Origin of the sequence: Pseudomonas grimontii (assembly GCF_007858185.1) — a bacterium.
In the GTDB taxonomy this organism is placed as follows: domain Bacteria; phylum Pseudomonadota; class Gammaproteobacteria; order Pseudomonadales; family Pseudomonadaceae; genus Aquipseudomonas; species Aquipseudomonas grimontii.
In genome coordinates, this window is sequence record NZ_VFES01000008.1 from 1 (window position 1) to 21,983 (window position 21,983).

Sequence of the window (21,983 nt, forward strand, 5' to 3'; positions counted from 1 at the left end):
GATGAGATCGGAAGGCATTAAAGCGAAGGGGGAAGTCGGTCGGGCCATGCGCATAACCAATCCATGACATTGGACGCACAGTATATCGTTACCATTAGATAAATGAATTAACCGCTCAGTCCACTAGTGTTTTCCTGCGAGTAGATATGTCATCCATAAAATCTTCAGCGGGTATAGCCTTTGCCTTGTCATACATAGACTCGACCCCGTCGAGAGCGAAGAAGTAGACCTTATTCACCATTGCTACATCGGTGATGGAGTCTTTTCTGTTCGGTGGAGCTGAAATGTCGAAGCGCTCTGGACTGGTTTCCTCATCTTCGGTGGTCTCACCGGGCTTGGCATCCTCAACGCGACCAATGCAATTGGCGAAAACAACAAGTTGTGGATGATTGGCAGTACCTCTAGCCCATCGGTAAAGGTCGTTCGCCATATCTCTTACACCGAAATCGTCATTTGCCCACGCCAGCACGTTGTACTCGCCTTCAGCGTTGCTGAACTGCAGGTGGCCTTTCGTCCCAGACTCGCTGATCCAAGCAGAGTCTTTGTGAGACTTGAGGTAGCTCAGCGCTTTCACAGCTCTCATCACATATTTTCCGGAGGAGGCCATCTCTTCTAACGTAAAATCGTTATCGGGCCTTACTCCGTACCTGGTCTGATAGGCAAAGCCCTGCGAGTCTTTAATGCTTCCTGCTTGCACGAGTGTGTCAAGCCGCTGGAATTCTTCCTTTACCACGTCAAGATAATAAGCGTCCGGCGGATGACGGTCGAAGAGTTCGTGGAACTCTAGCGCAGCTGGTTCCAGGTCATCTTCGACTACACCATCTTGCAGTCTATGGCCCTTCACACGCTCCAGAGACCCATTCGCGTCCCATGTCAGCGTGAGCGTCATGCCACCACTGGTGCTCCTGCGCATGACACGGCTTGGAGGCTGTATCCCTGGTAGGCTCGAGCGGGTGCTGTGTGCTCCGTCTGCAGCTGGAAAAATCCCGGTTGCGCTGTGAATCTTCATCGCACAATTTCGCAGCTGCTCACTGTTGGCAGCCGCAACTACAACCGAAGAAGCCAGCCGTCTTGCGTAGTAATCCGGCAGAGATTTAGCGATCCCCTTGAGGTCGGAGATGTGTTGAGAGGCGAGGATCAGATTCTGTCGGCGTTGCCGATCGTCAGCTTGGCTCGCGATAATTCTCCGCAATTGAGAGTTTTTATTCTGGAGTGGATTAGTGAAATCATTTCCTAAGGTAGGCCAGACGATAAGATCCTTGAAAGCAAGCCTCAGAGAAATGTTACCTCGATCAAAGTCAGTATTATTGGGTTCGTTTTCGACCAGAACATAGCAGTTGATAAGCCCTTCGGCAGGGTCGGTTACCCAGCACCATCCCGCCCTGAATTTCTGTGCGGGTGCCGGCTTCCAAGAAGGGTCTATGGACGACATTCCGTCGGTTGCAGTCCAGTCGATCAACATAGCACCGGTGACCTCTCCGCATCCGACTACGAATACGAGAGGATTTGGGTAGGCTTTTACAAGGGCGTTTATGTCGCTCCACTGCCCAGGAGCAGCGCCTGCCGAACCTGCCGCGAGCACTACGGGGCGGTTACCAAAAGTTTGCTCGAATATCCCCACTTCTGGAGCAAGCATGGTCTGTAGAAAAGGAATTAAATCCTTACCTTGGATGAGTCCGATATTGAGTTGATCGCCCTCACGCAGCTCCCGATCAATGTACTCTGTACGGATCTTTTTCAGGTACGGCTCGTCAGCACCTGAAAGCGCTCCACCTTGAGATACTAGATAGTCACGAATGCTTTCGATAATCGCGGCGCTATCGGATTCTAGTTGGAAATAGGTACGTTTTACTGTTGGGTACTTTGTCACGAGGCTTGAAAGGCTATCTTTCTTGAAAACCGCAGTCCGTAAGTGCGGTATCCATTGCCAGACAATATTGCACAGCTCAGCTTTTGAGAGGTCTTTGAGCAGTGGGTGTTTTTTTAGGGTTTCAGATCTGGTGCGCACAGTGCCGCATTTTGTCTGGAAGGTCGCACGCAAATCATCAAAGCGCGCCTGCCCCGTGCCTTGCATAAACTCAAAAAGCTTGGTGCTGACGCTATCGGCAACTGCCACGTAATATCTAAAGGGAGTTCCCGGAGCCGAGCAGATTTGAGGTCTGATGTGAGCATATAAAAAGAATTTACAGATCTCATAAATCAGTGCTTCGAGCTCGAGTGTTGTCTTTAAGCGCTTGCACTGAATTACGCCGACGGGATTGCCATCGTTGAACAAAATTACGTCACGCCCTTGGTCTGCGCCGTCATTTAGACGACTTACAGTGTCGAACCAGTCCTCTGAGCCAGCTTTCAGTTCAGCGCGAAAGATATCAGCGACCAAAAGCTCAAAATGAGCATCACCCATTCGTTCGAAAGGTAGCTGACCGGAGTCGAGGGTGAACAGTTCGGGAGCTTGAGTTCTGTCCTCTCGAACAGCCGCTTCGTCTTCTGGGGAGATGAATGATACTGCTTCTTCAGCCAATTTTTGCTCCTAGCATTGAGTGACTGACATTGTGCGGGAAGCGTACTTTCCTCTTGAATGTAAGTCCTGACGACCATTTCGCGAATCGCGGAGCCCAGGATCCATCCGTTGTTAGAAAAGCTGCGTAGCTCCGAAACGCTCCGACAAGGAAACGGGGCAATGCCAAGCTGCCATCATCATAAGCCGTGCGGCGATGAGTAGCTAGAATGTCCAGACGAAGAGGGCGTGGCCAGCATTGCTGCGGTTCAATTGGTGACGTTCGGACTTTACCGTAGCAGGACTTATCTTCCACTACCCACCGCGTAACGCTCTCTAGTGCTAGGCGACCCGAAGTGGTGATCGAGCGACGTTCCTAACCGCCCCTGAAGAGGGAGCGCGATGGCAGAGTCTCATCACAGCCGCTCTCCGGGTTGGACAAGTGGTCGAGGTGGATGGCCGCAGTGTCGATTCGCTACAGCCTGGGGCACGAGCGGTTACGGTGCTTGACGACTTGGGGGATGTGAGAGTTCGAAAGCAGGTGCAGTTGTGGCTAAAGCATCGAATTGAAAAAAATATGAGGCCGCAAAGACCGTTATTGATCGTGAAAGTACTGAGTGCAGAGGACGAAAGCTGGCAAGTACTCGCGATACAGAACGTCGTAGGGATCCAATAGCCTGCTATGGAAATTTAAGCACTGACGATATTAAGAAAAGGATTGTCGGCAGGCACAATGTTGAGCAACAACGCCGGTGTCTCGAGTAAGTAACCTTTGAGATTTGCTTTCTTCCGAGGACCTTCGACCTGACAGATCCATATGTTCAAGCCATCGTCACGTTTTCTGTGGGCCTTCAGTTTCTCAAACTGCTTCTGCACCCAACGCCATTCTTCAATCTCTTGAGTGGCACCCTGTGAGATACCAGGAAACTCCTGAGCGTAGCGTTGGAAGAGGCCAGGTGTTACTAGAAACACAGTTCCGCTTACGGTATGGATTTTTGCCTTACTGTCGTTGATGATCAGCTTGTGGCTCAGGATGCCTTCCTTGACCCAATTTAGGAAAACCTGACCAGGGTTATTCGAAGGGGGAATTGAGATTTCGAGAGCGCTTTCTGACGGTGCGTCACTGGCCTCGGGGTCTGCCAATTCGAACATGTCCAGCAACGTTCCGAGGTAGTCGGCATCCTCCATCGCCATAGGATCTTCCAGCGATTGGTTTTGATGCGATCCTGTTCCGCCTGCCTTGGGGGCTAGTGCAGGTGCCGGAACGTCAGTCGGGTGGTCATCGAGTGCAATGCTCACCGTTCCGCTGAAAGCTTCTGGGCGGTCTTCGCTTCCCCATATCAATGCCGGTTGAATGCGCAGAAAGGTAAAGCTCTGCTGCCAGTTTCCCTGCGCGATAAGCGCGGTCCAGATGGCTTTGCCTTCTGGTGTGGACTCGACCAGCCCATGCGATTGCAGTTCGTCGAACACCGCGATGTTGGAGGAGGGAATGCCCTCAATCGATTGCGACAGCAGGTAGGCTCGCAGCTTGTCGGTGACGGTCTTGCTGACCAGCCAGAGTGCGTCTTGAGTCAACCAACCCGTGGCACCTGGCTGGTTGAGTTTCAGCTCGTGCTGAACCAGATGACGCAGTCCGCTGATCAAGTGATGTTGCAGCGAGTGAATCGGTGCTTGCAGCGCCTTGCTCGGGTTACCGCCAATGTTCTGCGCAGTGGAAACACGGTCGGCTTGAATGACCAGCTCACCCAGCACGCCGGCGCGTTCGTATTGGCCGGCCAGGACATACAGCAGGCTGGCCCAAAGCGACGGAAATCCACTGAGCCAATCCAAGATAGGTCGGTCGAGAATCTGGGTGTAGAGCAAGCCTGCGGCGGCGCCGTGCAGGTGGTAGTCGCGACCTTTGAGGTAGCGAAAACGGTAGGGCTGATCCAGGGGGCCGTGCCAAGGATGCCAAACACCGCCATCTTGGCGTTCGACCTGCAGGTCCACGGCGATCTTGCCGATGTCATGGAGCAGGGCCCCATAGGCGATGCCCGCGGACCAAGCGTCGGTCTGGGCGGCTTGGTCTTCGGGCGCGGCGCCGGTGGGAAGCAGATACGACTGACGCAGTTTCAAACTGCAAGCGACCAGCTCCAGGCCATGGTCGAGCATACCGCCGAGATACGCGTGGTGGTGGGTCTCGCTGGCCGGGAGTTGCTGGACCTGTTCGGCGTAGCGATGGATCGGATTTAAATAGAGCTGGATGAACTGCGCGTGGGAGAGGGCGGTGTACTGCCAGATGCGATCGAGCAACTGGCGGCGGTGCTCCGCAGCTAACAAGCTGTGAGCCGACTCGATGGGCAGGTAACCTTCGGCGACGTTGACGGTCAGTGGCGGAGAGGGCTTCTGCCTTTTGCGGCGAAACAGGCTGAGCATCTTGACCTCCGGGAAGTGGCTGGGTCAGTGGCCTTTTAGCCTTTTCGGATAGGGCTCTTACCCTTGACCCCCCATTCCTTTCCAACCCTTACCGTCCTTTTGGCGCGTGTCCCTTTGCGCGGCAATCGGAATATGGATACTGCTAGGCATCGTTTTGTTGGGGCTAGTACGGCAAAGACAAGAGTCGGTACACTGCGGTGCCTATTTTTTGGGTCTTGCCATGAACCTCACTGACGCCACGCTCGTGCTGCTGCTCGCGGCACGTATCCATGGGACCGACGAAGCCGTCCGGGCCTCGGCGAAGAGCGTGGTCAAGAAGTTGCCGCGCAGTAAGCGTGATCTGATCTACAAGGTAATCGATAGCCGAAGTCCGCTCGAGCTGGTGGATTTTCTGGCGCAGAACCTGGATGCGGAATGACAGGCTGCGAGTGTGTGCCCATCCCTGACTCTTTGCATCAGAGCCCCGCGGCATGGGGATTTTTCTGGGCGCAGAAAAAGGGCCCAACTCGCGTTGGGCCCGGTGATGCGATTGCAACGGTGAGTTAACGATCAAACTCCATCGTTCATGCATCGTGAGTCATCCATTACCATCTGCTTCAGCTGCTGCTCCAGGTTGAGTACATACTCCGAGGCGCTTCGGGCCAGACCACTGGCGCGAAAGATCGCGCGTTTGTCAGCCTTGAGCAGGCCGAGCCAGGAGTCGATGTAGCCCTCGTGCCGCAGCTCCCCCTGTATACCAGCGTAGGCACATAAAAAAGCAGCGCCCATCTCGGCGATCAACTCCTCAAACGCGTAGCCTGGCGAGCCGAACGGACAGGCTGACGTCATGCCTTCGCGCTGCAACCGAGAGTGATGCCCGGTCCAGTGCGTCAGCTCATGAAGTGCCGTGGCGTAGTACCCACCTTCATCGTGAAATTGTGCCTTTGTCGGCAGTTGGATGAGATCCCTGATCGGGTGGTAAAAGGCTTCGTCGGCAGGCCGATGAACGATGCGTGCACCTGAACTTAATAGCAGATTTTCCGCGGCGCTGTTGGGCTGGAAGGGATCACTCTGTTCCGTCTCGAGCAGGGTTTCATTGAGCATTTCGAGCCCCTCCGTTTGCTCGATGTTGAACAGAAAATGTGTCCTGAGAATGCCGAAGTGAGCGACCTTGGGCTGACCGTTTTCATCGAGTACGGGTTGGCCTGACTCGGTCTGTTCCTCGCGCTCCATCGGCTTGTAGAGCACCGCCAGAGTGCTGTGCTCACCCTTACGGATGTGCCCACCGGTCTTTTTGGCTTGGTTGAAGGTCAGCCAACGATCTTGAGTGAACCCCTGCAACCTAGCCTCGGCCCAGAGCAGCGGTAAATTGATGCCCGAATACGGACGTCGCGTGATGGCGTTGATGGGGTAGGGTTGATGACCGATGTAAGCGGAGCCACTTGAGGACCAGGGTTTGATCCAGGGAGCAACGCTTTGGTCTAACGCGGTAACGATCTTGTCAGTTACGTCTTGGTAGATATCGCGCATGGCAATTTCCTCGAGAGAAAAACGGAGGAACGCCTTGCCCGTCGGGGGAGGGTTCCCCGGTTGGGTGATGGGTTGGATTGATGCAGGTCTTGCATGCCGTCCGAATGTGGAGGCGGGCGCCGCCCATTACGCTTAGCGCTGGTGTTCTCCTGCAAGCGCTATCAGCAAGGCGGCAGGCTGACCAGGTTCTTGGAGTAGGCTCAGACTCAATTGCAGCAACGGGTCGTGGTCTAAGTGATCGGTTGGTTCAATGTGGATTACCTCGAACAGCACGTAGGGCTTGTGTGGATAGGCCAGGTGGGCTTCGAAGGCTGCGCGCAATACGTGGCTCAACCGATCGACCTGCAGCTTTTCAGCGTGATCGGATTGCTCGAGCAGTACTGCGCGTTGCCACGCGCCAGGGGTGAACACGATGGGCAACCGAAGGGTGTTCAGTGTTTGCGGTGTAAGTGAGTCGGGCATGGTATGTCTCCGTTTAAAACGCGAAGAAACCTGTCCTGTGCGGGGAAAGATTTCCCCGCAGTGGGTTGAAGAAAATCAAGAGGGCTTATCTCACGAGCAGCGCTCGAAAGGCGCTCAGGAGAGCAGTAGGCGTTCATCACCGTGGCAACGGTCACCGTGCGAGCCACCGAACGCTAATCGCACTTGGGGAGAACCATCACCGAAGTGACGTAGCCTTGAAGGTTCTGGCTACCTGGGAAAGTGCTGTCGATAACAGCGATCCGTACCTTGTATTTAACCGAGCAATTTGTGCGGGTCAATCACATCGGCGATACCATTCCAATGGTCTTGTCTGCTGACTTCCAGAGCGATAGTTTTGGCCCAATTACCTGATAAGCGGTCAAGTGCATGCTTGCGTTGAGCTGACACCACCGCGCCCCTGAAGACGCTATCCAGCGATCGCTCCTGACCGTGTTTTACCGATATGTGCTGGTCAACCTGAATGCGAAAATGCCGCGTATATCTGCGAGAAAAAGCCCCTCGATAGAGGGGCTATGAACGGATTTCCCGTCAGGACATCGATCAGGATATGACACAGGTAACTGCCTTAATCAGGCATTCAGTATGTTTTGGCAAGATTGCTGATCTTTATCGCATGCCCGTTTTTGTTTTCAATACTTCCATGTAAAGGTGAGTGTCGGTCGCGCGAATAATCAAGTCATCACCTGTCTCCAATAGCTCGGTAAGCAGTCCATCATTGACGTCCAAGTACTCGCTAAAATCGTCTCCTCCTAATTCGCTAATGGCGACGTTCCACCATTGCTCGAACTCATCGCGGTCCGGGTTGCAGCCAATCGCATAAACAAGGACCTTGCGACTGCCGTTGGGAGTTGTCTCGCCGACCTCAGACATGAGGTACACCCCATGATCCTTGACCAGAATGATCCGACAGTCGTTTGCTAGGGCTTCGGACAAGACCGCCCGCAGTTCAGTGCCTGCAAATTGCAGCATGATTGATATCTCCGTTGACAGTGCGAAGAAACCTGTCCCCATGCGGGAAAGATTTCCTCGCAGTGGGTTGAAGAAAAACAAGAAGGTTTGCCTGGCGAGCGACGCTCGAAAAGTGCTCGGGAGAGCAGTAGGCGTTCATCACCGTAGAAGCGGTTATCGTGCGAGCCACCGAACGCTAATCGCACTTGAGGAGAGCCATCACCGAAATGACGTAGCCTTGAAGGTTCTGGCTACCTGGGGAAGTGCTGTCGATAACAGCGATCCGTACCTTGTATTTAGCTGGACGATTTATCTGGGTCAATCACTGTAGAGACGCTGTTTCACGGGGTTTGTCTTCTGGCTTCCAATGAAGATTTTTCGGCCGGAAAAACTGATAAGCGGTCAGGCACGGGCGGTTTTCAGTAGTAGGCTGTTACTCTTGTCTCAACCATGAAAACGCTCAGAAGAGGGCGAGACCATGCCGACTCAGCAACCTGTTCAGAGTTCACGTGCCCACCGCTGGGCGTACGCCTGTGGTCTGTCGGTGAAGCGTGGTTACCGTAAGTTGAAAACGTTTGAATCCCGCGTGGTTGAGCGTGCGGAAACGGCAGGTATGCCCGCAGGTAAATTACTTGTTAGCGGGAGTTTTCTGACTGCCAAGTTTGCTCTGCTCGGAGCATTTCTTTTTGTTAGCTTCTGGTTGTTTGTGCTGATGTGCACAATCGTCGTATTAGCAGCTATCCCAATTCAAGATTCAGACACTCCAGGTATTGACGATCTCGATGATCCAACGCATAGAACGTCTTGGCCTGAGCGGTACGATAAATGGGGTTCTCTGAAGTAGCGTCTTGGTTATTTTGAGCTCGATTTACCCGAAACAATTCTTGCACCGCTCATCAACTGAGAGGTTCCGTTAGAACTCGCTGTCTGTGCTGCGTGGGTTCCCCTGCTGAGCATTCCTTCTACGCCTGAACCTACGCTATATCCGGCCCAACTCATGGCCCCTAGAAACAGCATCGGCAGCACGATGAACATCGCCCCCATCACATACTCGATCACCTGTGCCGTGACGGTTCCATCCATGAAGCCGGATGTGGGCAGCGATAAAAGCACTTGATTGGACACCGACACTTGGTTGTACAAGGTATCGAGCATGCTGGAGTCGACCCAGCGTGCTAACTCCCACCAGAAGCTCAACATGTGCAGCGTGAACAGCGCGAACGTCACCGTCATGACGGTCTTCAACTGGTAGGTACTGACCAGCAAGATCAGCGGCAAGCTGATGACGATGCCCATGATCAGGAAAGCCTGCACCATCGGCAGGGCGGCTCGTAGCGCATTCATTGCCGGGAAGTTGCTGAAGGAGCCGAGTGCCAATCCGGTATTGGTGGCGAGGTTATTGAGCCCCTGATTGATCGATCCGCCGCGGGCGCTGGAGCCATAGTCTTGGTACACCTGTCCGGGCGACATGGACATCGATTGATGGCGCGGGCTGACCAGCTCACGCAGGGTGGCATCCTCGATCTCGTTGCTCGAACGACCAGTTAACCAACCTTTCAGCTGAGTCAGCAGCGAGGGATCGACCTGCTGGATCAAGCGCTCGCGCAAGCCAACACCGCTATCACTCCACCACTGCTTGCAGGTGGGGTAGCCCGCGCCATTCTCCAGTCGCGGTAAGGAAACATCGCGGTTGTCGTCATACGGCCAGCTGACTCGCGGAGTGCGTGAACGATCCGTGTCGTAGTAGCCGGGCGTCTCGAGAAAATAGCTTGAACCGATCCACGCTGCGTCGTGACTTTGTGCCTTGTCCAACTGCGGACGGTTGGTGAATAGCCGAGAACGGGAATAGCCGTAGCAGTCGCGGGTGAAATCGGCGACCTCCTGCAGCAGCACCTGGCTGTCGATGCGCGAGCTGTCGATCTCCATGCGCATTTGCCGGATATCCGGTGCGCAGGGGATGGAAGCGGTGGCCGCGGCGCTCACGCCTTTGCTCAAGGCATGTACGAAAAACCACCAGATCGGTACGTTGGCGGAGCGTTCGCCGATAGTATTGAAGGTCATCCCCCAGGCGGTTTCCGTCGGTTGGGCCACACTCACGCCGCAGCGCTGACTCGCCGCATCATCGAACGTCATTGACGAGAGGCTCAACGGAAAGACCGGCGCGCAGCCGAACAACACGACGATGTAGGCCAGCCACAACCGGTTCTCGATCCGCGGTACCGAGAGCAGCCCCTTGTTGCCTTCATCTGCGCCTTGCTGGCGGGCCGATAGCCATTCTTGCAGGATGATTGCACCAAAGGGCGCGGCGAACAGCCCGGTGTCGGACAGGACGCTCCAGAGGCCGTTGTTGATGATCCAGGCCAGGAGAGAGAGGTAAAACTCCAGGTAGCTGTTGGTGCTCATGAGCATGGTGGTGACCTCACAGTCGGGTGAGTTCGACGCAGGTAAAGAGTACGAGCCCTAATGCTCCTATGCGTTTCACGCGCAGTCGATCCTGTGGTCGGTGGCGGTAGCGCCGAAGCAGATCCCACCAGAGCGCAAAGAGGGCGGCGTAGAGCAGGGCGCGCCACCACCGCAGATAGGGCCGTACGGATTCGAATGCCTGCTGCCAGGCCTCGAAACTACCTAGCGCAGTTCGGCCGATCCATGCAACTAATGCGGCGCTCAGGATCATCACCGCGGCAATCCCCAGACTCGCAAGCAAAGTGAATAGCGGTGAGCGTTTCATGGCTCACTTGCGCCTGGCGTCAGCATCATTGAGTCGACCGGGCTCGGGGTCGCCTTGCTCGACGGTACGCGAAGCATCGGCACCACCGGCATGCCGATCGAGCACCAGGCTGGCGGTATTGGTGGTCAGCATCTGCCGTATCTGCAGCTCGGTTTGCAGCAGGCGAATTTCTCGCTCCAGGGTGTCGATGTTTTTCGTCAAGGCGGTCTGCGCTGGTTCGGCGGAGGCGATGTTCGGTTCGTGACTGCCCGCCAGTAGCGTGCGCAGTAGCAGCAGTGCCTTATCGAGTACGCTGGACAGGGCCGTCTCGCTGGCTAGGCGTCGCGCCAGCAGATCCTGGTCGGGATCGTCGCGCAAGGCTTCGATCACGCCACGGGTCACCGGCAGCATTGGGCTCGAGGCTTTAGCCAGATTGTCAGGGGTAGGTGACAGTGAGCCGGACAGCAGCCCTTGCAGGGCCTTGAGACGTTCGCTGTAGGCCGCCTGAATCAGCGGCGTCAATCCGCTGCCAGCGGTAGCTCGAAGGGTTTCGCAGCTGTCGCAGGTCGCGACCTCGCTCTCGCCCAGCACGCGAACGGCCCATTCGGATTCCTCTTGGGGCGAGGCCCAGGTCTGGCAAATAGCCCCACCCAGGCAATCGCTGCTATTGATCGAGGCGCTGTCATCTACCGTTCGGTTATGCAGCAGGTTGTAGCCCGCGCGCACCACATCGGAGGTCACCCGGATAGGCGTCTGTCCGCTACCTCCAGCCTTCTGCCCGCCGACCCAGGACACCCCCTTGTTGCCGTTATGGGCCTCGGTGTTTTTCACCGCAGCCACCGCATCACCGCCAGATTGCTCCAGATTGCCCTGCATTTCTTGGTTCTTGGCCAGCGCGCCCCAGCCGGCTTGACCGACCTTGTCTGCCATCTTTTCGGCCATGGCCTGGCAGGTCAGTTTGGAACGATCGAAGTCGATGCGCCCCTGCATCACCCCGTTACTGAGCAACTCATAGAGACCGGGGTTGGCGCGCTGGATGATCAACGCCGGCAGCGACATCACCGCTTGGGTCGCGTTCTGCACGATGCTGCCCATGATCTGCTGGAAACCTTCGGTGACGCCGTTCAGCTGGTTTTGCAGGGTGTTGGTGAGGCTCATGTTTCCGCACATCATGTTCGCTCGCCAGGACCCGCCGACACCGAGACCACTGGGTCGGTAGAGCGAACTCGGTGAGCCGACTGCCGAGCCGCCACCAATGGTGTACATCACTCGGTCGTCGAGTACTTCGCCTTGAGTACCCAGGCGGTAATCGCCCTCGGCGGTGTGGGCATGAGTAGCCATGGCGAGCAGTCCACAGAGCAACAGACTCATCGCGCCCAACCAGGGTCGTGCGAGAAACCGACTCATGAAGCACCGCCTTCGAAGTCGATGCTGAACAGAAAGGTCTGCCCCTCACGTTTGCAGCAGCTATAGGGACGCCACAGCGACCAGGCGTAGCCGCCATCCGCGCTCTGTACCTGATTGCTGGGGAAGATGGCGCACGTGGGCTGAACCTGAGGGTAGAGCAATTGCCATTTGTGGGTCGAAGCGTCGTTTTCAACGATCGGGCCAGGCGGCCAGTAGCCGTCGCGTTTGGCGGGCGCGAGTGGTAAGTACACATGCGGCTGCCAGTTGCGGGTAATCACATCGCCGGCCCGTTGCGCCATGACTGCGGCCGCCTTGAAATCGTCGGGCTGTACCAGAAAACCCTGCCGGGGATAAACGTTGCCCCACATGTTTCCCGAGGCCTGACGACCGATTTCACGGATCCCCGGCATGAGCGACTCGGGGTAGAAACTTTCCGGGATGCCATGGCGCCAGGCCAGTGAGTCCAGGGTACTCAGGTAGTAAGGCATGAATGCAGTTGCACCGCTGGCGCAGGCATAGCCGGATTGCGAAGCCAGTTGCGTTGCGATCCAGCCACCGGGGTGGCCGATGCCATCGACGTTCTTGAAGCGGGGCAGGTTGTCGCGGTGGGTGTTCGGGGTGATCAGGTTGCCGCCACCTTCCGCACCGCTGATGGGCGAGGAGAGGGTGGCCATCTCGGTCCAAGGGTTATTGCCGGTGGTGGCGTAGCTCGAGACCACCAGTTCAGGAATGAAATGACGAACCTTGGTCGAGGTTTTGACTGTGCAGCCGAAGGGCGTGCAGAGGAGCCAGAAACAAATGCCGACGACCCTGTATTCGAGACAGTTTGGCGAAAGCACGGAGGACGTGATGCTGCCGGTGTCCAGCGCCACGCTTGGGCCGCACGCCAGCAGGACGCTCAGCGCCAAGGGTCGTAGCTTTGTGGGCGGGATTGACGAGCAGGCAGCAGGCATGATCCAGGCTCTTGGGGTATGGCCTGGGCAGGTTCGGTTACGGACTGAAGACTGTCAGTGGAAATTATGAAGGCGGATCTATCGGATTTGTGAGAAATGAGACTATTATTTGACGTGAAGGGAGCTGCGCAGGATATCGGGTTCTATAAGTAACTGATCTGCGGTAATTTCGAAAATATTGGCGAGTTTGCACAGGACCAACAGCGACGGATTGCCCGTGGATCGTTCGATTTGGCTGACGTAGGTGCGATCCACCTCGGCCATGAGCGCTAACTGCTCTTGGGTAAGGTTCTTTACGCGCCGCATCAAGCGGATGTTTTCCGCCAGTTGCAGACGAAGCTGTTCGTAGTCTTGAGTCATGCGCGCAAATTGCGCCTTGAGGGACTCTCAATCCACGGGATATAGTCTACATTGGCATTGATCTACGCCATTTGATGCTCATGCCTGTTATCGAGCGTTTATTTGGTTTCGTTAAGATTTTCGAAGCTGGGCCCAGCGTCTAACAATAAATCAGAAATCTAGGGTGTGTATGGACGAAAACTACATATCAATTCCTGCGGCGGATGGTTGCCCAAGTCTTCTGACACCTTGGAGCAGCGAATTCGCACCAATGATCGAGCGCGGCGTGCAATGCGCCCAGGCTTGGCTTGAGGCAACGACCGATATTCCTTTGTGGTGGGAACTGGCGCAAATCCGCAAGACCTTTCCTCTCGGTGACAGCCAGGATGCCTTTGAAGCCGGTTTTTTATTGAGGATTCAGCAGCGGCTCCGGGGCGTCGCACCGTAACCTTGTCGCTCATGGGCGGTTGCGTCAGCTTGAGTGCCCGTTAGCATTCAACCTGACACTTCGCACAGACCAACTGATTGCAGGTTTATACCGAGTGTCGCTTCTAGGAGGCGCGTTTTTGTCCAATTGCTGAAGAGCTAGGGATATCGCATCCCTTATTCGGGCACCGCGCGAAGGGCCGTGCTTGCCCCAAATGCCTCCGGTCATGCATCAAGCGTAAAATCTCTTGATGGGTATGGTTCCAGACGCCATTGCTCTAGAATGGGGGCTGACAGAAGTAGCTTTCGCCCTGTTCAAACAGGTTTACGTAGCTAAGATTCTGATTAAGTGCAGATTCTGCACGCTCTGAGAACGTGGAGCGCGATATGAAAGCCAAACGAGTGTTGAGTGACGATCTGGTGAGCCGACTGGAGGATAAGATCCCGGTCATGGCTGAAGGCGCCATCAATACCGCCTATATCAACGCCCTGGCTGCCGGCCGCAGTGTGATGGAAGTCATGAACGGCATGCTTGTTGAAACGACTGCTGACGGTAAGCACAAAGTCATTCGGGTGGCCAAGCCCAAGCACAAAGTGACTCTGGGTGGCGTCATTAAGGTGCGCCGTTGCTCATGACTGTCCCTCGGTTGAGGGTCTTTGCTGGACCCAACGGCTCCGGCAAGAGCACGATGAAAAGTGCCATCCCTTCCCACCTGATCGGTATCTACATTAACCCGGATGAAATCGAGAAGGCTGCCAAAGACAGCGGCCGTCTGGAGTTCAGTGATTTTCAGCTGGAAGTTGAGGGGGACGAAGTCCTTGATTTCCTCGGGACGCATCGACTGGTCAGGTCCTCCCAGCTCGATGAGGAGGCGGCCAAAATAGGCTTTAGCAGCAACGGTCTGAATTTCCAGACGGTCGCGATGAACTCCTATTTTGCCTCAGTGCTTTCCGACTTCATCCGGAATAAGCTTCTCGAAAACCAGCTATCTTTCACCTTCGAAACGGTGATGTCCAGCGACGATAAAATCGCGTTTATGGTCAAGGCGAGAGAGTCTGGATACCGAACCTACCTCTACTTTGTGGCAACTGACGACCCTGACATCAATATCAACAGGGTCCGTAACCGTGTCGCGGCAGGTGGGCATCCCGTTCCCACAGAGAAAATTATTCAGCGCTATGGCCGTTGCCTGAACCTGCTGCCTGCGGCTATTGCCACGTCGAATCGGGCCTACATCTTCGATAACTCCGGTGCCGACCTGGTGCTGCTGGCCGAAGTTTCAGATGGGACCGAACTTGAATTCAGGGTTGATGAGGTCCCTGACTGGTTCATGCATGCCTACGTTGAAAAGGTGTCCAACGGCTAGCTGCCGAATTGTCAGGGCCGGGGCCAAATCCCCCTTATTCCGGCTCTATTCCTCGCGCTCTGTCGATCCGTTCTGCTACCCGGTAGGCCGCTTCCAACTCCGAGTAGCCATTGTCTTGCATCAGTGTCCAGCGCTCGGCTTTTTCCTCGGGCTCCGTCATGGCCAGGGCGAGATAAAGACTGGGCGGCACGACTCGAAACAGTGTTTCGAGTTTCTTCGACAGCACCACGCCTTCAGTGTATTTGCCCGGTTCCTTGCTGGCTGAGAGCAACAAGGCTTTCTGTGCTGGTGAAAGCTTCTTGAAACGAGCGATCTCCTCGATTTCAGCGGGTGGCATATTCAAACAAATCCACCATTCGATCATATTGAGCATGGTCTGTGCGGCAGTCGGAAAGTCGGCGAGGTTCTGTGTCGCCAACCAGAACCATGCGCCAAGTTTGCGCCACATCTTCGTGCCCTTGACCACGAACGGTGCCAGCAACGGGTTCTTGGTGATGATATGGCCTTCGTCGGTGACCATGATGATCGGTCTTCCCAGATACTGGTCGCGTTCGGCAAGGTTGTTCACGGTGTTCATCAGGCTGATGTAGCTGATGGACATCTGTGCCTCGTAGCCTTCGCGAGCGTAAGTGGCCAGATCGACAATGGTCACATCGCGCTCGGGCCAAGGCGTGCCCTCGCGATCGAACAGTTCACCCTCGAAGCCCTGGCAGAACAGGTCGATGGATTCACCCATTTCCTGGGCGCGCTCGCGACGCTTCTCCGGCAAGTGCGTGTCGGCGGCGACGCGCAGCAAGGCGTCGCGCACGTCGTGGGTCAGTACCTGTCTGCTCGCCGCGACACACGTCTGCGCCGCATCGAGAATGCACTCGCGGATCAGACTGCGATCGGCTCGGCTCAGGCGCACTTCTTCCTTGGCCTCGCCGCCAGTGATCATCAAGCGGGCGGTGATTTCCAGTTCGCCGAGAACATCGCGCTGGTCTTCGTGACTGGTTACCACCTCATCGTCCCACTCATCGATCGACAGACTCGCCACCTGATCCGGCTGCTCGACCAGACGCCAAGCATCGGCGAACGGGGCGAGACTGACCGAGGCGCCAGGTTTCAATTGGACCTTGTTGACCGACAGGCCCTGTGTCACGAAGTACTCTCCCTGCAAACCGAATGAGTTGCCGGCCTCGACGATAAACAGGCGAGGGCGGTACACCGCCATGACCTGCATCAGCAGGGTGACCAGGGTGGCCGACTTGCCGGCGCCAGTCGGACCGAACAACAGCAGATGGCCGTTCATGGCCCGGTCTAGACGTGACAACGGATCAAAGCTCAACGGCGAGCCACCACGATTGAACAGGGTGATGCCCGGGTGGCCGGTGCCGGTGCTGCGGCCCCAGACTGGAACGAGGTTTGCCAGGTGCTGGGCGAACATCAAACGCGTGTACCAGTTGCGCGTTTCGCGGGCCGGGTTGTAAGCCATCGGTAACCAACGCAGGTAACTGTTGCAGGCGGCGACCTCGTCGCCTTCACGTACCGGTTGCAGCCCCGCACCCAGCAGTGCGCTGGCCAGGCTGACCGAGCGCTGGTGCAGTTGCTGTTCATCGTGACCGCGCACGTAAAACGCCAGGGTTCCCCGATACAGCTTGTGCTGGCGGCCGATGATCGCGCGGGCTTCTTCGACATCCTGACGGGTCTGGGTCGAGGCCAGGTTTTCACCGATGGCTTTTCGCGCTAGGCGATTCAACTGGTCTTCGAGCACATCTTGGGGTTTGACCACCAAGGTCAGACTCATCACCGTCCCTTCGGGTAACTGGTCGAACAGGGCATTCACCGCGTCGCCCTTGCGGGTTTCGCCAGTGAGTTGACCAATCGATGGTGCCCGCCGCAGTTTGTCCACCACCATGACCCGGTGGGGCTGATCGTCGAAAAACCAAAGTCCGCGTTGGACATCCGAACGCGGCTCATTGAAGAACAGCCGCTCGGCGAAGTCATGATCGAAGGGCAGTTCCAGCGACTCGCCGTCGCCCGACTCCGGATAGGCCACGTGTTGGTAGAAATCCTCGGGTGCTTCATTGGTGAGCGTGGGGGCTGGATTGAACCAGGGCACTAACCAGGCATACAGACCTCGGCCATCGACACGCGCCGATTGCACCCCGCACGCTTGCAATGAAGCCGTGACCCGTTCGCAAGCCTGTTGCAGGGATTGCACCGGGGTGAGTCCCGCCGCCTCAACGTCAGACTCAAGCCAGCGATAGACCACCAGGCGCACCCGGCGGTTATTGCCACGCCAGGGCAGGCGTGTCACCACCTTATCCTCAAACAGACCTCCGGGCTTGGCGATGGCCTTCAGATGACGGCGGCTGAGTTCCAAATACGCCTCGGTGAAGATGGTGTCTCGCGCACTGTCCTTAATATAATCAATGAGCCGGGTCAGGTAGGGGGTGAAGTCGTTGTCGTCCTGGCAGAAAAACTGCGCCACCCAAGGCGCTTGATCCAGCTCGTCAAAGCTATCCTGCAGGGCATCCTCAAGGGCATCGCGGGCCGCCATCAACCAATCGGGTTCGCGCCCTTCAGTGCCGATGGGCAGCAATTCGAACACCGCACCCACCGAGCGATTGTCATCGAGCAGAAAACATTGCTCGGTGTCGAGGTACTCGACCCACGGCAGGTGATCGGTGAAGCTGGGGTTGTGCGCATAGAGTGCGGCGTCATCGGCCAACGTGGCGCGAGGGCGTAATGGGTTGCGCCAGGTTTTCCACGCGGCAGTGCGGTTGCCCGAATCGCCGGTACGCACTACAAGTCGTCCTGACGTTCACCAGGTAATGCGTACTGCACACGTTGGTAGAACGGAAAGACGGTAGAGTACCCCGGAACCGGTGCCTGCTCGGTACCACTCAAATGCGGATACACGTACAGCACCAGATCGGGATTGGGCAGGCGAGGGAACAGATTATGGATCTCGTTCGTCGCTGTGCGAGTGTATGGTTCTTGGAGAGAGGCGGAGAAATCTGCCTGAGCCAGGGGGCGGCGTAACTGCTGCCGAGCGTCCAGCAGTTGCTGCTGAGTGCCTTGCGAACCAGCGCCGTTCCAGATGTCCAGCATGGTTTGCTCGCCATGGGGCAGCAGCGTCTCCTTGTTGGTGGAACACCCCGTCAGGACCCAGCAGGGCAAACTAATCCAGGTCAGGCAGAGAAGCATGGTTTTTTTCATGGCGAACGCTCCGGCCCTTGGGCTCGTAGTCGATGGTGATCTCATGGTCGAGGTGCAGTGCGACTTGGGCGGCCGGTGGGACGTACACGGCAGCAAAGGCCTCGCCATACAGTTTGGTGACCCACTCGCGGATGTCGCTGACCCCACCGCTGAGAATTGAATTCAGCGCGCTATTGCCACTGCTGCTGGTGACCCCGAGCGTACTGCCGCCCGAACTGATCACGCTGCTGTTGTTGTTCTGCTCACTCCCGAGCAAGGCGGCGACACCCGCGCCGGCCGCAGTGATCAGACTCTGGCTGCCGAGGTACTGCTGGGCGTTCGAGCGGCGCTCGCCGGCAATGCAAGGAATGCCATACGGATCGGACAAGTAACCGAGTCCACCGCGGATTTTGTCGGTGTTTGAGCTCTGGGTAGTGGAGGCATTGCGGCTGGCAACCGCCTTCGGCTGAGGCACCGTGCGGATGGTGCCATCGGTAAACACAAAGGTGATCGACTCGACCTGTCCGCGTACGCAAGACAGGGTCCAGTCACCGGACGCCGTGCCGCTCATCACGGCCCCCGCGACGTCCGGCAGGTCGATGCCGTTGGCAGTCAGATTCTCCGGACCGACCAGCACCTTGAAGGGATAGGGATCATTCACTGTGCCGTCCACCGGGACTCGGCCGATCAGCGCGGTCATCGCGACCGAGCCCATCAATGTCGCATTTTCGGAAATGGTGTAGACCGGCTTCGCGCCTTCGGTACGATCAACGGATCGTGTCAGATCACGCTCAGCCTTGGTGACTGCATGTAGCGGTTTCTGGCTGCGATCAATGGCGTTATCGTTCAAGCCTTCCAGCGAGTTGAACGCGGTAGGCAGACTCAGTGCGGAGGAGGTCTTGGTTTTGCCTCGGGCGTCGGTGGACGGAGCATCCGAGGGCTCAATCCACTGCAGCGCATCATTGGCAGAATGCTGCCCTTCGAATTGAGCACCGTCGCCCGGCTCAAGCCCCAATCCGATCGGCATATCCTTGCCTTTGCCGGTCAGCCCCGACAACTGGTCCTGCAATTGCGCCAGCAGACCACGGGCCTGGCGACTGTCTTGTTCCGCTTTGAGTCGGGCCTCGTTGGCTTGGCGGCGGCCTTCGTCGACTTGCTGGGTCACACTGCCAAGCGCCGTCTGGATACGCGAATCGACACTGCTTTCCCGCTCGCGCAGGCGGTTGTTTTCCGTCTGCAGTGAGTCATTGTGTTTCTTCAAACCGAGCATGTCGCTGCGCATGGCCTTCACCTGGCCGACCAGGGTGGCGACGGTGTCGCGTGGGGTATCGCCAGCAATGCCGAGCGACTTGGCTTGCTCGGCGGATAACTGAAGGTTGCCCTGATCAACCGGCTTCTCTGGAGAGGAACTACTGCTACCCGCGACCCAGGTTTTCAGGATGATAAACACCACGGCCAACAGTGCAGCCGGTACCAGCCATTTGAGCAAGGCGTTAGCCTTCATCGTCAGCACCTCGCGCAACGGGCGGGAGCAGCACGGCGTGTTCGAGGCCAGCACCGCGGGTGACGAGGTAGGCAACCGTGGTGTCTTCAGCGCTGCCGGCAGGCCCGAGGAAAGCATGCTGGAAGGCCGCGGCGAACAGCTTGGCCTGAAGTCGACGCGGGTCGAGTTGCAGAGTCTCTGAACCACGATTGCGCAACTTCACCGCCGTCACCCAGTAATCACCGAGTCGCCAGGCGGCGATAGGTGTGCTGGACACGTTTTCGGTTGGCAGCAGGGTTGGCAGTTCGGTGCGCAGCTTGAGCGGGACGCGGCGTACACCGTGCAGGGACTCCACAGTGCGCAGAGGCGCGTACAGGCTTTGCGCGGCGTAGCGCGTCAAAGAGACCGGGATCGGTGTACGTTCTGGAACAGGGGCGGTGCTAGATTCAGCCTCGGTAGCTTGCACCTGAGCATTCTTGAGAATGCGCAAGGGCTCCAGCGATTGATCGCCGGGAGTGGCCACGATATCCAGAAGGATGATCTCGCCCGTCGTGACTGATTGCAATTGCAGTCGGGTCGGTGCAATGGCTTCCGACGCGCGCAGGTACAGCGTGCCGCCAGTTGATTGCACGCGCAGCTTGCCCGTCAGGGTTGAGGGCACGCCGACTCGAACATCCTCATCGATAAAGACCACTCGTTCCTGATTGATCACCAGAGGGACCGCGAGGGGTAGGCGTTCCCAGCGCATCAGCTCGACGGCCTGCGCTGCAGCTCCCCATAGCATCAGTGCGATGGTGAGTCCCAGGGTAGAAATCCGCTTCATGGCTCACCTCCAGGCAGGGAGATTTTTTGCGGAGTGCCCTGATAACAATCTAGTGCCAGCCCCCACTTATTGCGTTCGGGGTCCAGATCAAAACGCACCACGCGTAATGGATAACGCACCACCACCCGTTTCACCGGTTCGGCGGCGTAATACTCATCTGCGTTGAGGTCGAGCTTGACCAGCCAGCTGTCGCGGTCGAGTTGCTTGACCCTGAGTTCCGGATCTTCGCTGTAGCCTCGGCCCAGAATTTCGTAGACGCCACGCACCCGCTGGCGCAGTTCGCCGGCGGCCTTGCGGTACTCGTAGTCGCCATCGAGGAAGGCCTTGCAGGAGGGTGTCAGGTAGGACTGCAAGCCATAGATGGCACGGCGATAGTCCTGCTCTCCATCTGAGGGCCAGCGGTTGAGCTGACCAAAGATGTACAGGGCAAAGGCATACACATTCTCTGAAGGGATATCCCACCACTTGCGAGTGCTGCCCGAGCGCAGATCCGGGGGGACATGCACGGTCAGGTCGGTCGGTGCTGAGCGCCAGCCATACCAGAGTCCGGCACAGACCAGGGCGAGGATCGCTACCGCCAGACGCAGGCTGAAGATATGGGCCTGTTGGGCATCGACCTTGTTCCGAAAACGGCTCACGGTTGCCACCCGGACAGAGCAGGGCGCAGCCGACGCGAACGGCGGACCGTCCAGGCACCGGAGTGCAGGATCAAACTTCCGCGTCCCAGGCGCCAACGGCTGGCGAGTATCCATTCGAGCTTGCGGTACAACCAGGTCTCGGGGCGAGCCCGTTTGGCCCGACGCAGCAGTGTGCCACCGGCAAATAACACCACCGCCATGCTTGCGATCATGCTGGTCGGCGCCACGGCAATGGAGGCGGTGGCGATCGCCAGAGGAACGCCCAGCAGCAGGCCAATGACTGCGCCGGTGCCAAGCGCTACCCACATCTCATCATTGGTCAAACCGCGTAATACGGCGGGATCACGATTGAGTCGCTCTGGTAGAAAGACCAACGTGCCGTCGGCAAGGCGTTCGATAGTGTCGTTCATGCCATCCTCACAGAACAGTGGCAGCCTTGGTCAGGAACCAGATGATGATCACCACCAGCAGGGCTCCGATGCCGACTACGGCACCCAAGTCTTTCCAGGTTTTGCGCTGGTTCTGCACGTCGGCATACACGGTCAGGGAATGCCAAGCCACACCGAGAAAAGCGAGCAGGGCGATCAGCAGACCGAGCAAGATGCCGCCGTCGTAGGCATAGTTTTTTATCGTCTCGATCAACCCGGATCCTTCGCCGCGCGAAGGGGCTTCCATGGTGGGGAGCTCGGCAAAAGCCAGGCTTGGGCCGAGTACCAGCAGCAGACCGATCAAGCGCTGGCTCGCACGATCACGCAGGTTGTTTTTCAGAGGGGCAAGGCACTTGAGCATGACGGTGATCTCCGGT

The 21,983-nt window shown here is 57.1% G+C and carries 22 protein-coding genes; 5 read left to right on the top strand and 17 right to left on the bottom strand.

The window, feature by feature from the left end; translation table 11 throughout:
• Positions 1-115: 115 nt before the first annotated feature.
• Entirely contained in the window at positions 116-2,521 is a 2,406-nt protein-coding gene (locus FIV39_RS13905) for an ABC-three component system protein (RefSeq protein ID WP_090406538.1), read from the bottom strand.
• 666 nt (positions 2,522-3,187) lie between these two features.
• Positions 3,188-4,912, bottom strand: coding sequence for a MobH family relaxase (gene mobH, locus FIV39_RS13910; protein ID WP_090406535.1), 1,725 nt, complete (start codon positions 4,910-4,912; stop codon positions 3,188-3,190).
• 220 nt (positions 4,913-5,132) lie between these two features.
• On the opposite strand from mobH, the gene FIV39_RS13915 reads away from it, so the two are divergent.
• Complete coding sequence (locus FIV39_RS13915; protein WP_007901093.1) at positions 5,133-5,330, top strand: DUF7740 domain-containing protein; 198 nt, start codon at positions 5,133-5,135, stop codon at positions 5,328-5,330.
• Between the two features lie 131 nt (positions 5,331-5,461).
• Here FIV39_RS13915 and FIV39_RS13920 read toward each other — a convergent pair whose 3' ends face one another.
• The 3 genes from FIV39_RS13920 to FIV39_RS13930 form a co-directional block, all read right to left on the bottom strand.
• Complete coding sequence (locus tag FIV39_RS13920) at positions 5,462-6,421, bottom strand: ArdC family protein (RefSeq protein WP_090406532.1); 960 nt, start codon at positions 6,419-6,421, stop codon at positions 5,462-5,464.
• 132 nt (positions 6,422-6,553) lie between these two features.
• The gene (locus tag FIV39_RS13925; protein ID WP_090406527.1) at positions 6,554-6,883 is read right to left on the bottom strand and encodes a hypothetical protein; all 330 of its coding nucleotides are present in this window, start codon (positions 6,881-6,883) and stop codon (positions 6,554-6,556) included.
• 627 nt (positions 6,884-7,510) lie between these two features.
• Positions 7,511-7,873, bottom strand: a complete 363-nt coding sequence (locus FIV39_RS13930; RefSeq protein WP_186731526.1) for a DUF3085 domain-containing protein — start codon at positions 7,871-7,873, stop codon at positions 7,511-7,513.
• A 457-nt stretch (positions 7,874-8,330) separates the two neighbouring features.
• On the opposite strand from FIV39_RS13930, the gene FIV39_RS13935 reads away from it, so the two are divergent.
• Positions 8,331-8,696, top strand: coding sequence for a DUF3742 family protein (locus FIV39_RS13935; protein ID WP_090406524.1), 366 nt, complete (start codon positions 8,331-8,333; stop codon positions 8,694-8,696).
• Positions 8,697-8,704: 8 nt separating this feature from the next.
• Here FIV39_RS13935 and FIV39_RS13940 read toward each other — a convergent pair whose 3' ends face one another.
• The 5 genes from FIV39_RS13940 to FIV39_RS13960 form a co-directional block, all read right to left on the bottom strand.
• Complete coding sequence (locus FIV39_RS13940) at positions 8,705-10,261, bottom strand: conjugal transfer protein TraG N-terminal domain-containing protein (RefSeq protein ID WP_090406521.1); 1,557 nt, start codon at positions 10,259-10,261, stop codon at positions 8,705-8,707.
• A gap of 10 nt (positions 10,262-10,271) precedes the next feature.
• Positions 10,272-10,580 (bottom strand): hypothetical protein, encoded by a 309-nt coding sequence (locus FIV39_RS13945; RefSeq protein ID WP_090406519.1) that lies wholly within the window; start codon positions 10,578-10,580, stop codon positions 10,272-10,274.
• 3 nt (positions 10,581-10,583) lie between these two features.
• Positions 10,584-11,966 (bottom strand): integrating conjugative element protein, encoded by a 1,383-nt coding sequence (locus FIV39_RS13950; protein ID WP_090406516.1) that lies wholly within the window; start codon positions 11,964-11,966, stop codon positions 10,584-10,586.
• Positions 11,963-12,919 carry a TIGR03756 family integrating conjugative element protein gene (locus FIV39_RS13955; RefSeq protein WP_090406513.1) on the bottom strand — a complete coding sequence of 319 codons (957 nt, stop codon included), beginning with the start codon at positions 12,917-12,919 and terminating at the stop codon, positions 11,963-11,965. The genes FIV39_RS13950 and FIV39_RS13955 overlap by 4 nt, the downstream gene beginning before the upstream one ends.
• Before the next feature lie 105 nt (positions 12,920-13,024).
• Positions 13,025-13,279, bottom strand: a complete 255-nt coding sequence (locus FIV39_RS13960) for a helix-turn-helix domain-containing protein (RefSeq protein ID WP_090406510.1) — start codon at positions 13,277-13,279, stop codon at positions 13,025-13,027.
• Positions 13,280-13,448: 169 nt separating this feature from the next.
• Between FIV39_RS13960 and FIV39_RS13965 the strand changes: the two genes are divergently transcribed.
• The 3 genes from FIV39_RS13965 to FIV39_RS13975 all read left to right on the top strand — a co-directional run bounded on the left by FIV39_RS13965 (position 13,449) and on the right by FIV39_RS13975 (position 15,051).
• Positions 13,449-13,706: a LasR-specific antiactivator QslA gene (locus FIV39_RS13965; protein ID WP_090406506.1), complete on the top strand. Its 258-nt coding sequence runs from the start codon at positions 13,449-13,451 to the stop codon at positions 13,704-13,706.
• 365 nt (positions 13,707-14,071) lie between these two features.
• Entirely contained in the window at positions 14,072-14,320 is a 249-nt protein-coding gene (locus tag FIV39_RS13970; RefSeq protein WP_020300912.1) for a hypothetical protein, read from the top strand.
• 53 nt (positions 14,321-14,373) lie between these two features.
• Positions 14,374-15,051 carry a zeta toxin family protein gene (locus FIV39_RS13975; RefSeq protein ID WP_390620700.1) on the top strand — a complete coding sequence of 226 codons (678 nt, stop codon included), beginning with the start codon at positions 14,374-14,376 and terminating at the stop codon, positions 15,049-15,051.
• Between the two features lie 34 nt (positions 15,052-15,085).
• On the opposite strand, the gene FIV39_RS13980 is transcribed toward FIV39_RS13975, so the two are convergent.
• Genes FIV39_RS13980 through FIV39_RS14010 form a run of 7 tightly spaced genes read right to left on the bottom strand, consistent with a single transcriptional unit; the run spans position 15,086 to position 21,967 of the window.
• Positions 15,086-17,839 (bottom strand): conjugative transfer ATPase, encoded by a 2,754-nt coding sequence (locus FIV39_RS13980; RefSeq protein WP_090406500.1) that lies wholly within the window; start codon positions 17,837-17,839, stop codon positions 15,086-15,088.
• Positions 17,839-18,255: a TIGR03751 family conjugal transfer lipoprotein gene (locus FIV39_RS13985; RefSeq protein ID WP_090406497.1), complete on the bottom strand. Its 417-nt coding sequence runs from the start codon at positions 18,253-18,255 to the stop codon at positions 17,839-17,841. Before FIV39_RS13985 ends, FIV39_RS13980 begins: the two co-directional genes overlap by 1 nt.
• A complete protein-coding gene (locus FIV39_RS13990) occupies positions 18,218-19,738 on the bottom strand; it encodes a TIGR03752 family integrating conjugative element protein (RefSeq protein ID WP_090406494.1) in 1,521 nt (506 codons plus the stop codon). Before FIV39_RS13990 ends, FIV39_RS13985 begins: the two co-directional genes overlap by 38 nt.
• Positions 19,728-20,540: a TIGR03749 family integrating conjugative element protein gene (locus FIV39_RS13995; RefSeq protein ID WP_090406491.1), complete on the bottom strand. Its 813-nt coding sequence runs from the start codon at positions 20,538-20,540 to the stop codon at positions 19,728-19,730. Before FIV39_RS13995 ends, FIV39_RS13990 begins: the two co-directional genes overlap by 11 nt.
• Entirely contained in the window at positions 20,537-21,178 is a 642-nt protein-coding gene (locus tag FIV39_RS14000) for a PFL_4703 family integrating conjugative element protein (RefSeq protein WP_090406488.1), read from the bottom strand. The genes FIV39_RS13995 and FIV39_RS14000 overlap by 4 nt, the downstream gene beginning before the upstream one ends.
• Positions 21,175-21,588, bottom strand: a complete 414-nt coding sequence (locus tag FIV39_RS14005; RefSeq protein ID WP_090406485.1) for a TIGR03750 family conjugal transfer protein — start codon at positions 21,586-21,588, stop codon at positions 21,175-21,177. The genes FIV39_RS14000 and FIV39_RS14005 overlap by 4 nt, the downstream gene beginning before the upstream one ends.
• Before the next feature lie 7 nt (positions 21,589-21,595).
• Positions 21,596-21,967, bottom strand: a complete 372-nt coding sequence (locus tag FIV39_RS14010; protein WP_090406482.1) for a TIGR03745 family integrating conjugative element membrane protein — start codon at positions 21,965-21,967, stop codon at positions 21,596-21,598.
• Positions 21,968-21,983 lie beyond the last annotated feature (16 nt).

What these genes read in the sequence shown, in the direction of transcription:
- FIV39_RS13975 (WP_390620700.1), top strand. Translation starts at nt 14,374, where the DNA reads ATGAAAAGTGCCATCCCTTCCCACCTGATCGGTATCTACATTAACCCG.
- FIV39_RS13945 (WP_090406519.1), bottom strand. Translation starts at nt 10,580, where the DNA reads ATGAAACGCTCACCGCTATTCACTTTGCTTGCGAGTCTGGGGATTGCC.
- FIV39_RS13920 (WP_090406532.1), bottom strand. Translation starts at nt 6,421, where the DNA reads ATGCGCGATATCTACCAAGACGTAACTGACAAGATCGTTACCGCGTTA.
- FIV39_RS13955 (WP_090406513.1), bottom strand. Translation starts at nt 12,919, where the DNA reads ATGCCTGCTGCCTGCTCGTCAATCCCGCCCACAAAGCTACGACCCTTG.
- FIV39_RS14010 (WP_090406482.1), bottom strand. Translation starts at nt 21,967, where the DNA reads ATGCTCAAGTGCCTTGCCCCTCTGAAAAACAACCTGCGTGATCGTGCG.
- FIV39_RS13915 (WP_007901093.1), top strand. Translation starts at nt 5,133, where the DNA reads ATGAACCTCACTGACGCCACGCTCGTGCTGCTGCTCGCGGCACGTATC.
- FIV39_RS13985 (WP_090406497.1), bottom strand. Translation starts at nt 18,255, where the DNA reads ATGAAAAAAACCATGCTTCTCTGCCTGACCTGGATTAGTTTGCCCTGC.
- FIV39_RS13935 (WP_090406524.1), top strand. Translation starts at nt 8,331, where the DNA reads ATGCCGACTCAGCAACCTGTTCAGAGTTCACGTGCCCACCGCTGGGCG.
- FIV39_RS13990 (WP_090406494.1), bottom strand. Translation starts at nt 19,738, where the DNA reads ATGAAGGCTAACGCCTTGCTCAAATGGCTGGTACCGGCTGCACTGTTG.
- FIV39_RS13950 (WP_090406516.1), bottom strand. Translation starts at nt 11,966, where the DNA reads ATGAGTCGGTTTCTCGCACGACCCTGGTTGGGCGCGATGAGTCTGTTG.
- FIV39_RS13970 (WP_020300912.1), top strand. Translation starts at nt 14,072, where the DNA reads ATGAAAGCCAAACGAGTGTTGAGTGACGATCTGGTGAGCCGACTGGAG.
- FIV39_RS13965 (WP_090406506.1), top strand. Translation starts at nt 13,449, where the DNA reads ATGGACGAAAACTACATATCAATTCCTGCGGCGGATGGTTGCCCAAGT.
- FIV39_RS13925 (WP_090406527.1), bottom strand. Translation starts at nt 6,883, where the DNA reads ATGCCCGACTCACTTACACCGCAAACACTGAACACCCTTCGGTTGCCC.
- mobH (WP_090406535.1), bottom strand. Translation starts at nt 4,912, where the DNA reads ATGCTCAGCCTGTTTCGCCGCAAAAGGCAGAAGCCCTCTCCGCCACTG.
- FIV39_RS13930 (WP_186731526.1), bottom strand. Translation starts at nt 7,873, where the DNA reads ATGCTGCAATTTGCAGGCACTGAACTGCGGGCGGTCTTGTCCGAAGCC.
- FIV39_RS13960 (WP_090406510.1), bottom strand. Translation starts at nt 13,279, where the DNA reads ATGACTCAAGACTACGAACAGCTTCGTCTGCAACTGGCGGAAAACATC.
- FIV39_RS13940 (WP_090406521.1), bottom strand. Translation starts at nt 10,261, where the DNA reads ATGCTCATGAGCACCAACAGCTACCTGGAGTTTTACCTCTCTCTCCTG.
- FIV39_RS13995 (WP_090406491.1), bottom strand. Translation starts at nt 20,540, where the DNA reads ATGAAGCGGATTTCTACCCTGGGACTCACCATCGCACTGATGCTATGG.
- FIV39_RS14005 (WP_090406485.1), bottom strand. Translation starts at nt 21,588, where the DNA reads ATGAACGACACTATCGAACGCCTTGCCGACGGCACGTTGGTCTTTCTA.